9 protein-coding genes are annotated in these 16,260 nt (G+C 57.1%); 7 read left to right on the top strand and 2 right to left on the bottom strand.

From position 1 onward, the window contains the following. Positions 1 to 10: 10 nt before the first annotated feature. Positions 11 to 235 (bottom strand): hypothetical protein, encoded by a 225-nt coding sequence (locus tag ACN9MZ_RS02500; RefSeq protein WP_426340749.1) that lies wholly within the window; start codon positions 233 to 235, stop codon positions 11 to 13. 522 nt (positions 236 to 757) lie between these two features. Next, positions 758 to 1,084, bottom strand: a complete 327-nt coding sequence (locus ACN9MZ_RS02495; protein WP_426340748.1) for a hypothetical protein — start codon at positions 1,082 to 1,084, stop codon at positions 758 to 760. 861 nt (positions 1,085 to 1,945) lie between these two features. Here ACN9MZ_RS02495 and ACN9MZ_RS02490 point away from each other — a divergent pair. Genes ACN9MZ_RS02490 through pglZ form a run of 7 tightly spaced genes read left to right on the top strand, consistent with a single transcriptional unit; the run spans position 1,946 to position 16,260 of the window. Next, positions 1,946 to 2,746: a hypothetical protein gene (locus ACN9MZ_RS02490; protein WP_426340747.1), complete on the top strand. Its 801-nt coding sequence runs from the start codon at positions 1,946 to 1,948 to the stop codon at positions 2,744 to 2,746. Then, a complete protein-coding gene (locus tag ACN9MZ_RS02485) occupies positions 2,736 to 3,299 on the top strand; it encodes a BREX protein BrxB domain-containing protein (RefSeq protein WP_426340746.1) in 564 nt (187 codons plus the stop codon). Before ACN9MZ_RS02490 ends, ACN9MZ_RS02485 begins: the two co-directional genes overlap by 11 nt. A gap of 31 nt (positions 3,300 to 3,330) precedes the next feature. Next, positions 3,331 to 6,792, top strand: a complete 3,462-nt coding sequence (brxC, locus tag ACN9MZ_RS02480; protein WP_426340745.1) for a BREX system P-loop protein BrxC — start codon at positions 3,331 to 3,333, stop codon at positions 6,790 to 6,792. Between the two features lie 3 nt (positions 6,793 to 6,795). Next, entirely contained in the window at positions 6,796 to 10,272 is a 3,477-nt protein-coding gene (locus ACN9MZ_RS02475) for an Eco57I restriction-modification methylase domain-containing protein (RefSeq protein WP_426340744.1), read from the top strand. Further along, positions 10,272 to 11,999 (top strand): ATP-dependent nuclease, encoded by a 1,728-nt coding sequence (locus ACN9MZ_RS02470; protein WP_426340743.1) that lies wholly within the window; start codon positions 10,272 to 10,274, stop codon positions 11,997 to 11,999. The genes ACN9MZ_RS02475 and ACN9MZ_RS02470 overlap by 1 nt, the downstream gene beginning before the upstream one ends. Continuing rightward, on the top strand, positions 11,999 to 13,906 hold the full coding sequence (locus ACN9MZ_RS02465; protein ID WP_426340742.1) for an ATP-dependent helicase: 1,908 nt from the start codon (positions 11,999 to 12,001) through the stop codon (positions 13,904 to 13,906). The genes ACN9MZ_RS02470 and ACN9MZ_RS02465 overlap by 1 nt, the downstream gene beginning before the upstream one ends. Then, positions 13,903 to 16,260 carry a BREX-1 system phosphatase PglZ type B gene (gene pglZ, locus ACN9MZ_RS02460; protein WP_426340741.1) on the top strand — a complete coding sequence of 786 codons (2,358 nt, stop codon included), beginning with the start codon at positions 13,903 to 13,905 and terminating at the stop codon, positions 16,258 to 16,260. The genes ACN9MZ_RS02465 and pglZ overlap by 4 nt, the downstream gene beginning before the upstream one ends.

Genomic DNA, 16,260 nt, shown 5'->3' with positions numbered 1-16,260 from the left:
ATCGATACATTTAATGGTTCGAGCGCTTCAGTTGCGCATGGCATTGCGCCAACTGTTCTTCAAGGTTCGCCACCTGGGCTTCGAGGACTTCCACTTGAGCTTGCAAACTCTCAGCTTCCCGCAACATTTGAATGTCGTCTTGTGCCTCAGCATAACCATTGTCGCCGTCGCTCAACCCATCGTTGAAAATCTTTCTCGCCAGTTTCTCGATGCGCTCTTTGGTGATTCGCGACATTTTCTTAGCCTTCAGCACTGATTAAAAATTAGGTCTGAGACTACCAGCAGGAAATTGCGAAGGGAAGTATAACCATTATGAGCAAATGGAATAATTTAAATATTGATTTTGTCTACTGAATTGACAATATAGCCATTTAGTTTAAGCCCTTTAGCATGAGACCTTGATTTTTCCTACTGACAGCTCAGGCTTATGAAACGTTCGGCTCTAAAAAATCTTACTTGATAATATCAATTATCAAGTAAGTTGAATCATCTACCCGCGTAGCAGGCTACGGTCCCACGCCAGGTCTGGTATCCGGACAATTTCCGTTGCACTGCCCCCTGAAAGGCAGCAATCCTGTTGAGGTGGCAGGGTTAGCGGCGGCCGGCAAGCGGTCCACACCAAGAGTAAAATCCGGACAATTTCGGTAACTTTGCCCCTGCAGGCTGCATTCCTGTAGAGTTGACAGGAATTAGCGGCGGCGGGCAAGCTGTTTATACCCAAGCCTAGAATCCGAGCAATTTTAGTGAATGTGGAATCTCATTTCTTAGAGGCTCTGTTACTTAGAATGTAAAAAGATGCCGATTCGACGTTGCTAGTAAGGACCTTTGACAAGATTGCTTGCTTATCTACAACTACGCCAGCGGTCCAAATATCAACAAACCGAACACTCTCTTCCCGGCAGCTATTTGCCACCACTTTCGCGATAGTTTCGACGTTAGAGACACCGTCATCCAATTGAGCACTGTATTTACTCAAGCACTGCAAGGAACGCGTGTGTGCTTCTTTTGCGGCAGGCGACATAGCTTGAGCCATGGCGTTCATTGCCATCGCGCCCAGAACGAAACTAAAGAGCAGTTTTTTCATGATTTAAGTTTTTAACGAGATTTGTTGCGCAAATGAAGAGTTGGTTGAAACCAATAATTTTAGTGCCTATAGCATGAACGAATTGCATTATCACATCACAACTATCTTCCCGTTGGGAATCGCTGGGACTGAGATACATGTCATCTCCCTATGGCTCTTTGAAGCCTTGCTCTTTGTCTAACGGCTACACATGCCAAGTAGATTGTGAATGCCACAGTCAATGAAGTCTCCATGTCGGGAACTTGGGTTGCTCATATGCTTGAAGAGGGAGGCAACTACAACGTGCGCTGTCCGAAATAAAAGGCTCTCACTTAACTCGCCATTTTTGGGATGCCGTTCCTGCCAATGCTATGGTTGTCAGTTCCGTTATCAGCTCTTCTTGACGTGTGCTAGCGCCCTCAAATTATCCTCACTCAGGAATCTCTTAGTAAATGCAGAGCAAATTGTAACCGCAACAAAGCCTCAGTGGCCTGAACTCGTGACAAGAATGGATAAAGGCTTTTTCCTATACGTTTATCCATTAGTCCATTTCGAAAAACCAAATGAAGCACGTCATCCTTCTTGAAAAGCGCCGTAGGGCTTAGCGATAATTTTCATTCCACGGCGGAATCATCTAAAATAGCGTTTTGCTAGCGTTTTACTTACAGGTGCAGGCGATGGCCATTGCGAAGTCTCAGGTAGTGAGTGTCCGGGTAGAGCCCCATATTAAGGCGGCTCTGCAGTCGGCTGCTGAGCGGGAAATGCGTAGCTTAGCCAACATGTTAGAAGTCATGGTGGTTGTCTACTGTCGGTCCCAAGGACACCCCTTGGACGGGGTTCCTGATGATGCGTTACTCAATACCAAGCCGCTGGAGTTGCGACGTGATTGAACTGCACGAAAGCCTTCTCGCGCAATTGGGGTTCCGATTCGGCATCAACGGTCCACATGCTGCACGGACGATGATGCTGGACGACATGCGCTTACTGCTGGCGCACACCTCCGAGAATGCCATCCGGGCGGATTACATCACGGCTGTTATCAATGATAATGTCCTGGGTAAACCGACTAAGAAGGCTCGCGAACTGGCTCTGCGCCACATGGCTACGCTGTATGGGTTAGACCCTTCGAATCCCATCTTCCGGGCATTACGACGCTTGTGGCCGCTAGACACGGCTGCGCAGCCGATGCTTGCCTTGGCTGTTGCGCTGGCACGCGACCCGCTGCTGCGGGGTACGCAGTCGTTCATTCTGGAGCAAACCCCAGGAGCGACAGTTCCGCGTGAAGCTGTCGAGGCTTTCTTGAGCGGCACCTACTCAGACCGTTTCAGTCCAGCGTCGCTAAAATCGTTTGCCCAGAACGTTGCGGGCACTTGGACTGCTGCTGGTTTCTTGCAGGGGCGGGTCAGAAAGGCGCGTGCTATCCCGCAGCCCCGTCCTGAAGCCGTCGCCATGTTGTTGTTTCTGGGCTACCTGGAAGGCCGAACAGGCCAGCGCCTTTTCTCGTCCGATTGGATGGCGCTACTGGGGGGCTCATTAGATGAGTTGGAGAGACTGGTGAACTCGGCGTCTCATCGTGGGCTGCTCGTATTCATGAACGCCGGCGGTGTAAAGGAAGTACGCTTTCCGGGTTACCTCACCGAAGAAGAAGAACAAATTCGTCAGGAGGCTTCGCATGTCGTCTAAGGTCGCCAAATTGGTGTCCGCTTACCGTCAACACCTGACCGTACCTTGGCAAGCGGGGCTTGCAGCCATCCAGCGCGTCATCTTCGCAGTCTACGACAAGACCGACGAGTTGCGCCTGCGCGCCAATATTGGTGAGTTCGAGCTCGCCACACAACAAGCCGGCAAGCAATGGCTTTTGGTAGATGTGACCAACGCCTTTCCCGAATGGATGGCGGCGCAGGAATATCGCGATGCCTATTTTGAATTGCCAGAGGACTTGGCTGGCTATCAAACAGGTGAGCTCACTGAATTCGTGGCCGACCTCAACAACAAATTGAAGGCCCGCATCAGTGCCGAGGCCGGTCACGACACCGTCGTTGCGTTACTGGGCGTCGGCACGCTATTCGGTTTAGCACGCGTTTCGTCAGTGGTCGAAGGCATCAAAGAAACCGTCCAGGGACGGCTGTTGGTGTTTTTCCCCGGCGAGCTCCACCCCGAAAACCATACTTATCGACTCCTGGACGCACGCGACGGCTGGAACTACCTCGCAGTACCGCTATTGACCCAAGACTGACGCCGACATACACAAAAGACTAAGGAACACCATGCTGAATAGGGACATCTACAACAAGCCCCCAAAGGAAAACCGCCTCGTTAACAACGGCGTTGCGGAGGTTTCTGAAGACCACTCCGAAGCCGCCCAAGCCATCCTGCGCTACGAGCTGGAGACCTTCGTCTGCGACGGTCAGTATGAGAAAGGACTCGAGACCATCCTCGACAAATTCCTACTTAACCTCGACGCTGGTACCGAGCAGCCTGGCGTCTGGATTTCCGGCTTTTACGGCAGTGGTAAGTCGCACTTGGCTAAGATGCTGCGCACACTGTGGACCGACTATCAGTTTGCGGATGGCGCCACCGCACGTAGCATCGCCAAACTGCCCACCGGCGTTTTCGAGCACTTGAAGGAACTTAGTACCCAAGGTAAGCGCCATGGAGCCCTGCACGCCGCCGCTGGCAAGCTCGGCGCAGGTGCAGGCGACAAGGTGCGCCTCGCTCTGCTGGGCATCGTATTCAAATCCAAGGGCCTGCCCGAACAGTACAACCAGGCGCAGTTCGTCCTTTGGATGCAGCGTGAAGACATCTTGCCTACGGTTGGAGCCGAGCTGAAAGCCGCCGGTCGTTCTCTGGCGCAAGAACTGCCGCACATGTACGTCTCCAGTCACTTAGCAAAGGCGCTGCTCAAAGCTCGTCCAGACCTGGCCCACACCGAAGCTGATGCTCGCAAGCTGCTTAAAGAACAGTTCCCGCAGGTCACAGATGTCACGAGTGAGCAGATGACTTCGGCCATTGAGGCGGCGTTGGCGGTGGAAGGTAAGTTCCCACTTACCTTGGTCGTACTGGATGAGGTGCAGCAGTTTGTCGGCAACGATGTTGAGAAGGCATTCCAGGTACAGGAGGTTACCGAGACCCTCAGCAAGCATTTCAACGGCAAGCTACTCTTCGTCGCCACCGGGCAATCCGCTTTGTCGGGGATGGTCAACCTGCAGCGCCTGATGGGGCGCTTCCCGGTCCAGGTGATGCTGGGTGACTGGGATGTCGAGAACGTGACACGTCAAATCATCCTGGCCAAGAAGCCGTCCGCTCAGCCGGAAGTGGAGCAGGTCTGGCGAGATAACTTAGGCGAAATTTCCCGCCACCTTCGCGGTACCAAGCTTGAGCATGTCACCGACGATGAAGATGTGCTGACTTCGGACTACCCGCTACTGCCGGTAAGGCGTCGTTTCTGGGAACGGGTTCTTCGCAACATCGATACTACGGGCACCGTCTCTCAGTTGCGGAGCCAGTTGCGTGTGGTGCACGAAGCTGTGCTCGCCACTGCAGAGGCCCCCCTGGGCCACGTGGTTTCCGGCGATTTCCTGTACGACCAAATTGCCGCGAACCTGGTATCGACCGCCCAGCTACCCAAAGAGGTGTTTGAGAACGTCCAGCGCTTTGCTGCCGGCGACGACGACAATCAACTGAAAGCAAGGCTGCTAAAGCTCATCTACCTCATCAACAAGCTACCCGCCGATGCCGCACTGGACCTCGGCCTGAAAGCAACCGAGGATGTGCTAGCTGACCTGCTGGTAACCGACCTTTCCTCCGGTTCCTCCGAATTGCGCAAGAAGCTGCCTGCGCTGTTAGATGAATTGCAGAACAAGGACCACCTGGTGATGGCCTTGGCCGGCGGTAATGGCACAGAGTACCGCCTGCAAACACGGGAGTCGAGCGCCTGGTATGACGAGTTCCGTGCCCAAGAGGCCGAACTCAAGGCCGCCCCCCAGCGAGTGGAGCAAAAGCGCGCCGACTTGCTCAAGGTTCGCTTCGGTGACGTGCTGCGAAAAGTTCGTGTTGTACAGGGCAAGGACAACGTCGAGCGCCGCCTGACGCCGACCTACGACGACAACCTGCCCAAAGACAACGACAAGAACCTCTACCTGTGGATTCAGGATGGCTGGCAAACCGAGGAGAAGTCGGTCGTCGCAGAAGCCAAAGCCAAAAGCGCCGACAACCCCACACTCTTTGCCTTCCTGCCGGCACAGCACAAGACTGAGCTGACAAACGCCATCGTCGCGCTGGAGGCATCACGCACTACGCTCCAGAAGAAGGGCAGCCCCTCCACCGAGGAAGGCCGTGACGCCCAGCGTTCGATGGAAAGCCGCCAACGCACTGCGGAGAAGGAACTGTCCGAACTACTCGACCAACTCATTGCTGGCGTGCGGGTCTTCCAGGCCGGGGGCCAAGAGTCATCTGATGGCAATGACTTGTCTGACCGCATTAACCGAGCGGCCAAATCCTCTGCGATTCGCCTCTATAGCCAGTTCGATGCTGCCGACCACGACATGTGGAGCAAGGTGCTCGACGAAGCACGCAAGGGCAACCTAGAAGCGCTTAAGGCCGTGGGGCATCCCCAAGAGGCAGACAAGCATCCCGTCTGCCAGAAGCTGCTGGCTTACATCGGTCCCGGCAAAAAGGGCTCCGAGATTCGCGACAACTTCGAGGCTCCTCCATTCGGCTGGCCGCGAGATGCCATCGACGGTGCGTTGTATGCTCTGGTGGCTACAGGCCACATCAAGGCAATTGATGCCGCCTCCAAGGCAGCGGATGTCAAGAGCCTGGACCGGGCCAAGCTCACTCAAGCAAGCTTCCAGCGCGAGAGCGTGAACATCTCGCCGCCGCAACTCATCAAGATTCGCTCATTGTTCAGCGGGGCGGGCGTGCCTTGCCAACCGAAGGAAGAGTTAGCCAAGGTACCCGTCCTAATGGCAAAGCTACGTGACCAGGCATCCAAGGCCGGCGGTCAGGCTCCCGCGCCAGAAACGCCAAAGCTCGCGTCTATCGAAGCCATTGAGGCACAGACTGGCAACGCACAATTGCTGGAGCTGTTCACCCGGCAGGAAGAAATCGTTGCTCTGTCCAAAGCATGGACCAAGACGGCCGATGAGATTGCCAAGCGCTTGCCAGTGTGGCACAAGCTGACAGAGCTGCTCCGCCATGCCAAGGCCTTGAGCCCCTATTCCGCGCTCAAGGCCGAGGTAGATGCGGTTGAGGCTCAGCGTTCCCTCTTGGCTGAACCGGACCCGGTTCGACCGTTGTTGGACAAGACCGTGGACCTGCTGCGTCAAGCTCTGAATGCGAAGCTGGATGCTTTCGAGCAGACCTTCCACCAGCAGCAAGCGCAACTCCAGGCCGATGCCGATTGGCACAAGTTAACAGACACGCAACGTGCAGACCTGAGCAGCAAGCACAACCTGACAGCACCTGTCGCACAGCAACTCGGCACGCCCGAGCAGCTGCAAGATGCCTTGGACGAGTGCGACCTGGACCACTGGGTCTCCAAAACCCAAGCGCTGCCCAGCCGATTCGAGGCAGCTCGGTATGCCGCTGCACAGTTGTTGAAGCCCAACGTCGTTCACGTCGCACTGCCGAAGCGGACTTTGAACGACGAAGCAGAGCTCAAGGCCTGGCTTGCAGAGGTTGAGGCGCTGTTGAGCGTCAAGCTCAAGCATGGGCCCGTCACCCTCTGAACGATGAACAAGGAGGCCAGGTGGCCGTTACTTCGCTACCTGGTTTACATCGAGAACAAGACACAGAACACCATGTCAACCCACAATATCAGCAATGAGCCGCTAGCCAAGCCCTTGCGCACCCAGCTCGAGAGCACCGTCAAAACCGCCCGCGAGGTGGCCGAGAAAGGCGCCGGCGCTGCCCTTAGCCAACTGGCCGTCGCCGAGGTCAAGGCCCCCGACTATCTGACCGACGAGCTCAAAGCCCTGCGCCGTCGCCTGCGCGCACATGGGCGTGCTCTGGGTGACGCGAAGGCCGCAGACGACACCCAGGCTGTACAGCACCTGGTATGGGAAGTGGCCTACGAGCACTGGCACCGTATGCTATTCGCCCGCTTCCTGGCTGAGAACGGCCTGCTGCTGTGGGAGCCGGGCGCCGCGGTCTCGCTGGACGACTGCGAAGCCCTGGTGCAGGAAGCCGACCCGATAATGAACTTGGGCGCAAAAACCAAATGGGAACTGGCCGGCATGCTGGCCGCCCGCATGCTGCCGCAGGTATTCACGCCGCAAAGCCCAGTGTTCGAGTTGGCCTTCGCGCCAGAACACCAGCGCGAGTTGGAGCGCCTACTGGCCGCATTGCCACCAGAGGTCTTCAAGGCCAGTGATAGCTTGGGCTGGGTCTACCAGTTCTGGCAAGCGAAACGCAAAGAAGAAGTCAACGCCTCGGAAGTGAAGATTGGTGCTGACGAGCTGTCGGCAGTCACTCAGCTGTTCACAGAGCCCTACATGGTGGACTTCTTGTTGCACAACTCGCTGGGCGCCTGGTGGGTAACGCGCTACCCTGGCAAGACCTGTCCGGTTCCGCTGACCTACTTGCGCACGTTGGACGATGGCACGCCGGCGGCCGGTAAATTTGAGGGTTGGCCGGACCAGTTGAACGAGTTTAAACTGCTTGACCCGTGCTGCGGCTCGGGCCACTTCCTGGTGGCGGCCTTCCTGCTACTGGTGCCCATGCGCATGGCGGCCGAGGGCCTGAGCGCTATGGACGCAGTGGACGCCGTACTGGCCTACAACCTGCATGGCCTTGAACTCGACGCCCGCTGCGTCGAAATCGCCGTCTTCGCGCTGGCCTTGGCGGCCTGGCGCTTTCCGGACGAGAACGGCGACCCGCTGGGGGTGCGTGCTGACATGCCGGGACCCCAGGTGGCCTGCTGTGGCCTGAAGGTGGCGGCTAAGCCCGAGGACTGGATGGTCCTAGTGCCGGAGGACGCAGAGAATGCAGTCTATTTGCGCCAAGAGCTGCGACTGCTACACGCCAGCTTTGCTCAGGCGCCGCTGCTGGGTAGTTTGCTGGACCCGGCACACAGCCTAAAGAACGACCTGGCCACGTCCAGCTTCGACACCCTGCGCGACTTGCTAGGGCGTGCGCTGGCCACAGAGCGACCACGCAGACTTTGGGGGCAGGCCAGCGAGTTGCAGGACGACAGCTGGGACCTAGCGCTTACTGCCCAGGGCTTGCTGGATGCGGCCCGACTGTTGGATGGGCGCTACCACTTGGTGGTGACCAATGTTCCGTACCTTGCGCGCGGCAAGCAGCACGACATACTAAGGGACTACTGCGAAACCCACTATCCTGAGGCCAAGAACGACCTGGCTAACGTCTTCCTGGAACGCTGCTTGGAGCTCAGCCGCGACCGGGGCGCTGGCGTTGTGCAAATCGTAATGCCTCAGAACTGGCTGTTCCTGACCAGCTATAAAAGGCAGCGCGAGTCACTACTCAAGCGGGTGCAGTGGAACCTGCTGGCACGGCTGGGAGAAGGCGGCTTTGAGAGCCCGCAGGCGGCAGGTGCGTTCATCATCTTGCTCACCCAAACACATGCCCATGCGGGGGAGGGTTTTGAGCTACGTGGAGTGGATGCCAGTGCGCCAAAGGTGGCACAGGAGAAGGCGGCACAGCTGCGCGAAGGGGTAGTAGTGGCGGTGAGCCAGAAGGGGCAGTTGGGGAATCCCGATACACGTGTCAGCCTGGAGACCCTACAGAATCACTCAGAGTTGTTAGCTCATCATGGCGATAGCTTTCAAGGCCTAGTCACGGGCGACCTGGAGCGGTTTGTCACGACGTTTTGGGAGCACGAGGCCCTAGCTTCAAATGGATGGGCTCCATTTCGTACCACTGTCGACGCAAATGACACCGCGCTTGAAGGTGTTCACCACTCAATTCTTTGGCAATCGGGTCGCGGTGAACTCGCCACTTATGCAGCGGCTTCACGAGACCGCTTGCATGACATGCATGAAAGTGGAAATCGGGCATGGGGCAAACTTGGTGTTGCCATCAACCGAATGCGCGGGCTCCGTGTTGCCCATTATCAAGGGGAGCGGTTCGACAACAATGTGGCCGTTGTCGTACCTAAGACTGAGGCTGCTCTAGCTGCGATTTGGTGCTTCTTGTCCAGCACAGAGTTCGCGGAACATGTCAGAAGCCTGGATACAACGCTGAAGGTCACGAATCAGACGTTGCTGAAAGTCCCTTTCGACCTCGCCCGCTGGCAGCAAGTAGCCGCTGAACGCTACCCCAACGGCCTGCCTAAACCGTACTCCAACAACCCAACCCAGTGGCTGTTCCACGGCCATCCGCAGCCCGCCATCGACCCGCTGCAAGTGGCAGTCTCCCGCTTGGCCGGCTACCGCTGGCCGATTGAGACCGACGCGGAGATGGAGCTGGCCGATGAGGCGCGCACCTGGATTGCCCGCTGCGAGAAGCTGGCCGAGCACATCGACGACGACGGCATTGTCTGCCTGCCCTCGGTACGTGGAGAGCCTGCCGCACATGACCGTCTGCTAAAGCTGCTGATTGCCGCGTGGGAGACGGTGGAGCCCGGCAGCTGGAAGCCTGCCGTGCTAGACAAGTTGTTGGTCGATGCCGATTGTGCCAGCAAGGGCCTGGACGTATGGCTGCGCGACAAGTTCTTCGAACAGCACGCCAAACGTTTCCACCACCACCCCTTCATCTGGCATATATGGGATGGTCTGAAGGACGGTTTTGCCGCGCTGGTGAACTACCACCAGCTCGACGCCAAGAACCTGGAGCGGCTTATTCACACCTACCTGGGCGACTGGATTCGCCAGCAGGAGGCCGGCGTGCGCGATGGCATCGACGGCGCACAAACCCGTCTGGCTGCCGCCCAGGACTTGAAGCGTCGCCTAGAGCTCATCCTCGAAGGCGAGCCGCCCTACGACATCTTCGTGCGCTGGAAGCCCCTGGTTGAGCAACCCATCGGCTGGAACCCCGACCTCAACGACGGCGTGCGCCTGAACATCCGTCCCTTCATGACCGCCGAAGTCCTTCGCCATAACAAGAAGCCCAAGCTCAACATCAGCTGGGACAAGGACCGTGGCAAGGACGTGGAAAGTGCACCATGGTTCAAGGTTTTCGGGGGCGACCGCATCAATGACTACCATCTGACAGTGGCCGAGAAGCGGGCCGCCAGAGAGGGTAAATAATGCTGCTAACCAGCCTGAAGATTGAACACTATCGGGGTATCAAGGCTCTCGAGCTTGCTCTGGGGCCGACTACTGTCCTGGTGGGCGAAAACAACTGCGGAAAAACTACCGTGTTGCATGCACTACGTGCGTGCCTGTCTACTCTGCGCTCATCCGGGCGTGCGTCGCCGTTCGATGAGTTCGACCTGCACTTTGACAGCCGGGCCGCAGACCCGACTACCGCTCCTACCATAGTCATCACGCTTACCTTTGAGGAAGCGACTGCCGGTGACTGGTCGGACGAAGTAGAGCAGCGGCTTGGGGGTGACGGCGGTGTGATAGCACTTATGCCGCCTGACGACCGCAGTCGGGTCCAGCTGCGTGTGAGTGCTCAGTTCTCTCCAGTCACCCAAGAAATCGAAACAACATTTGAATTCATTGATGCTGCCGGTAGTCCGCTGCCAGCGAAGAACCGCAACCGCCTGAACAACTTGCAGCAGTTGCGGCCTTTGTTTTACCTCTCGGCATTGCGGGACGCAGGCAAGGAGTTCTCGCGTACATCACAGTTCTGGTCTCCCTTTGTCAAGAACTCACAGATTGACGAGGCGACGAAAGCCGCCATTGAAGCTCAGCTCGAGGACATCAACGCCCAAATCATCGAAGCCCACGGGACGTTCAAGGGCGTCCGTGAACACTTGGCCAAGGTGCAGGAGTTAGTGGCGCTCGGTGGGCAAGACGTTGTCAGCGTCGATGCAGTGCCGGCACGGGTATTCGACATGCTGAACCGCACGCAGGTGAGCATCGCGTCGGCTACAGGTGCACGGCTACCCATCGGACGACATGGTGAAGGTACTCAGAGCCTGACCGTGCTGATGCTGTTCGATGCTTTCCTGAAGTCCGAATTGGCAAGAAAGCAAGGGGTCAAAGAATCAAGGCCTATCGTTGCGCTAGAGGAGCCTGAAGCCCACTTGCATCCGAATGCCGTCAGAGCACTTTGGAAGACAATTGAGGACATTGATGGCCAAAAGCTGGTCGCCACGCACTCTGGTGACTTGCTGTCGGAAGTTGATGTCCATGAGATTCGGCGCTTGTACAGAAAGGATGGACAGGTTTTCGTCGGGGCGATACCCCGGGGGCTGCTTGATGAACGACAGTTGCAAAAATTGGACTACTTCGTGCGCAGAACACGTGGCGAATTATTCTTCGCTAGGGTGTGGATTCTGGTCGAAGGAGAGACTGACGTAATCATCCTGAGTGGAGCAGCCAGAGCACTTGGAATTGAGCTAGAACAAGCTGCAGTACGTATCGTTGACTACGCACAGAGTGACCTTTCTATCTTCATCGCCGCAGCTGACTCCCTCGGAATTCAGTGGCATGTCTTTTCGGATGGAGATGCCGCTGGAGCAAAGAACCTCAAGAAGGCTCGTGACGCTCTGGCTGGTAGACCAGAGAACTCCCATCTGACGTTGCTTCCGAACGGTGAGCCTATCGAGCCCTTCTTGTGCCGGAATGGTTTTGTCGAAATCTACGAAGAACATGCCAGCCCGCAGAATCGGCCGCGCTACATAACGGTCGACAAAGACAATGATGCCTACCCAAGCCAGCTTTATCAGTGTCTTCCAAATAACGGCAAACCATCGGCTGCGCACTCCGTTGTTGCCTCGATGATTACTCGTGGTAGGGATTCGGTACCCACTGAAATTGCCGAATGTTTAGGGACTGCAATGACGCTTGCGGAGGGTAAGTAATGAACTTGCTGGCCAAACTCAATAACAACCAACTTGCCGCCGCACAGTGGAACGAGGGACCGCTGTTGGTCCTTGCCGGACCGGGGTCCGGTAAGACAGCGACTTTAACAGCCCGTGTGGCACGTCTCGTCGAACAGAGTCGCGACGAGTCCTTTCGGATTCTATGTTTGACCTTCACCAGGAAGGCTGCTGCGGAAATGCGCGAGCGTCTGTTGAAGTTGGTTCCAAATGCAAAAGACCGGGTCCTGCTCACTACGTTTCACTCGTTTGCTACTGACATTCTGCGACAACACGGTAGCCATTTTGGATTGAGCCCTGACTTTGAGATTCTTGAGGAGTCTGAGCGTGTTGGGCTCGTCAAGTCGGTGCTGGAGGAGAGGTCGGACGAGCTCAACAAGTTCGTATCGGCAGAGAAGGCGCTATCCGCCATCGACTTCCTTCTCCGCAAGGTTACCCCCGACGCCCAGGTTCCATCTTTGTTGAAGGATGCGGAGGCTGGTCTGCAGCTTCAAACATTATTCGTTCGCTACAAGGAGTTGCTGAAGGAGCAGAACTGCCTGGACTACGGGTCCATCTTGTACTTCTGCGAGGAGTTGCTTCGCGAACGGCCCCGCGTTAGCAAGCAACTTCGGACGGTGTATCGGTTCGTCTGCGTGGACGAGTTTCAGGACACCAACGTCGCACAGTACCGGGTGCTTCGTGCGCTAGCTCCCGGCAAGGATGCCAATGTCTTTATCGTCGGCGATGACGACCAAGTCATCTACCAGTGGAATGGAGCCAGCCCGACACGGGTCAGGGAGCTCGAGCAGCACTACAACCTGACCACCATCCAACTGCCTGAGAACTACAGGTGCCCACCCAAAGTGGTGGCGCTGGCCAATGCGCTCATTGTCCACAATGGTGAACGGTCTGCAGATAAGAAGCCGTTGCTGTCCATGAAGACTGGTACTGATGCAGACCCCATCGAGCTCTTATCGTTTGAAGATGACCAGAAAGAGGCGGAAGGCATTGCCGAGCGTGTGAAAGCTCGACTCCTGAGCGGTACTCGCCCAGCGGATGTAGTTGTGCTGGCCCGCGCGACGAAGCTCCTTGAGCGGGTACAGAAGGCGCTCGAAAACTTATCGGTGCCGAGTCATGTGCAGAGGCGAAAGTCCCAGTTTGAAAGTGCGCCTCTACGATTCGTGACCTCTGCGCTGAAGCTGGCACTGGTGCGGTCAGATGACGATTTGGCCTCGACAGTTACCAAAGCACTCTCCGATTGCGTGGAGCAGGACTCCAGCGAGGAGGACCTCGCTGGATTTTCGGCTCAACTCAACGGCGACCAACTCGAGGCGTTGGGCGCACTTGTTGCTGAAAGTTTATTCGTGGCTGAAGAACTCAAGCAAGCGGTACTGGCACTGGTTCGGGGGCAGTACGCAGCATTCGTCCAACAAGCCTTGGCCTATTTTGATGCCGTCGAAAACGTAAGCCGAGATAGCGGTGACGAGCAATACGCGGAGTACACAACAGAGCGCGCAGTTTGGCAGAGCATCATTCGCGAAATTGGTGGCGAAGAGGATGCATATTCGCTTTCATTGGGGCAGTTCCTACAAGAGCTGGCGCTAGCCAACAAGACGCCAGAGGCTCCGTCAAACTCGGTGCGTTGCCTGACCATTCATAGTTCCAAGGGGCTGGAGTTTCTGCACGTCTACCTGGTTGGCATGTCGGAGGACCAGTTGCCTTCGTTCCAAAGCAAGAAATCTGGCGACGATAGTCGCGAGATGCAAGAAGAGCGCAGAAATTGCTTTGTTGCCATCACGAGAACCATCGAAACTCTGACTATGAGTTACGGCGAAAGGTACAACGGATGGCGTAAGTCACCTTCTAGGTTCCTCTTCGAAATGGGTCTACTGGAGGCAAGCGAATGAGTGATATTCGACAACCTCCCTCGTCAGTGATTCAAGTCGGTACCACACTAGCCGCAGCCCTGCTATCTGCGGCCAAAGGAAACACGCACACTGCGGCCCCTGTGGCGGCGGTTCTATGGCCAGACAAAGAGGGGCAATGGCAGTCTGCACTCCCTGCACTCAGAGAACTGTTGCCAGGCCTATGCGTACTTGGCGACTATGACCCGGAAAGACGGAGCGGTCCGGCGGTCTGGCTTAAGTGTGCGATTGCCGGCCTCGTCCCAGAAGTCGAGGTCTCTGAGGTGCCGGTGGTCTATTTACCTGGTGTTAGCCGCGCGGAACTGCGCGCCATCGAATCGTGCCCCCGTGAGCTGCAGCCACTGGCTGAGTTGCAGTATCGCGGCACATTCTGGAGCCAGGCCAATGGGAAGGACTGGACCGTCAGTGCGTTCCTCGCGTCGAAGAATGGCGGACTCGACCTCGACGTCGCCCAAGACAAGGCGACACAGGAGGCACTGAGCCAGGTGCTGCAAGCAGGCGTGCTGCTGGATACCCCTCTCTCCGAACTCAAGGGCCGAGCCATAAACGCGGAATGGTTGTTGAGCCTTCTGGCACCGAACCCTACACGCGACCTGCTGCAGTGGATGAACGCGCCTGACTCGACTCGCCAACAGTGGGGGACTGTGCTGTGGGATGTGTTCGTGAAGCGCTGCAAGTCGGACTTCGGTTTCGACCCGATGGCCGATGGTGTGTTGGTGGCCGCCGAGCGACTGGCCGAGGGTATGGGCAAGTGGGCAGCGGCCTCAGTGCTCTATCACGACTCGTTCGGCAGCTTTCCCCACGTCTATTCCGTGTTAGCAAAGATTCAGCCGCCACAAATGGGGCTCTTTCCGGACCAGGACAAGTTGGCAGGTTACCCGCAAGCCAACGAACAGGGCGAGGCTGCCTTGCGCTATGCCTTATCGGCCTGCTCTGGCATGGATGCGCCGCAGGCACGCTCGGCGGTTACGGCCGCGGACAAAGAGCACGGGCTTCGTCGCGGCTGGCTGTGGACACGCATGGGGCAGTCTCCTCTGGCTGCGTCCTTAGAGCACTTGGCTGAGCTGGCACAACGAAGCGCGACCCTCCCCATCGGAAAAACGCCGGCAGAGGTTGCGAGTAGCTACCAGAAGGCGGGATGGCAGGTTGACCAGGCCGCTCTGAAAGCGCTGGCGTGTGTTCACACCAAGAACGACCTGGAGGCAGTCAGTGCTGCGCTACGTGCGATGTATTTGCCGTGGCTGGAGGAAACTGCCCGACGGCTGCAGGAAGCAGTCAAGGACTCCGGTGGTCTGGCGACGTTACAAGCTAAAAACGCGGGCGAGCCCTCGGGTGAAACCTGCACGGTTTTCGTTGATGGCTTGCGCTACGATGTGGCCAAACGACTCGAACAGCGTCTGTCATCACTGGGCACGACCAGTCTCTCTGCTTGCTGGACCAGCATGCCCTCGGTGACCGCTTCCGGAAAAGCCTGGTGCTCGCCAGTGGCTGGCTTTATCGCTGGCAGCCCGAACGATGTCGACTTTGAGCCCCGCGTGGCGGCCGATGGCAAGCCGCTTTCCAGTCATAACTTCCGTAAGTTGCTGAGCGAGCATGGCATCGAGCCCTTGGAGAAACACGAAACGGGAGACCCGAAGGGTCGCGCCTGGACCGAGGCCGGCGACCTGGACCACTACGGGCATGAGCACGGTATTCGCCTAGCCCGAGACATGGAAACGCAGCTTGACCAAGTTGTTGAACGGGTCGCGGAGCTTTGTGGCGCAGGCTGGAAGCGCTTACGCATCGTAACCGACCACGGTTGGCTGCTGGTTCCTGGCGGATTGCCGAAGTCGGAATTGGCAAAGCACCAGGCTGAGACCCGCTGGGGACGCTGCGCAGTGCTGAAAAACAGTGCGCACGGCACACCGCTGACGTTCGGCTGGGACTGGTGCAAAGATGTCCAAGTTGCATACGCGCCCGGCGTGGCAAGCTTCATTGCCGGAGCCGAGTATGCGCACGGGGGCATCAGCCTGCAGGAATGTTTGGTCCCTGTCCTGCAGTTGGAGTGTGCGGGTGAGGCAGAATCGAGCGTAGAGGTCACTATTCGGTCTGTAACCTGGAAGGGATTGCGCTGCACAGTCGTGGTGGATGGCGCCTCAGCAGGTAAGCAGGTGGACATTCGCACGAAGGCCGCATTAGCTTCAAGTTCGCTCGCTGCCAGCGCTAAACCGCTGCAAGGCGGCAAGGCCAGCCTGGCCGTGGCGGATGATGAGCAAATGGGCGCAGTAGCCGTGGTGGTAATCTTGAGCTCAGATGGGAACATACTACAGAAGCGCTCCACCACAGTAGGAGAATAA

This window comes from Pseudoduganella sp. S-14 (assembly GCF_049913285.1).
In the GTDB taxonomy this organism is placed as follows: domain Bacteria; phylum Pseudomonadota; class Gammaproteobacteria; order Burkholderiales; family Burkholderiaceae_D; genus Rugamonas.
Note: the sequence above shows the minus strand (reverse complement) of the source record. Positions and strands in the feature narration are given on the sequence as shown.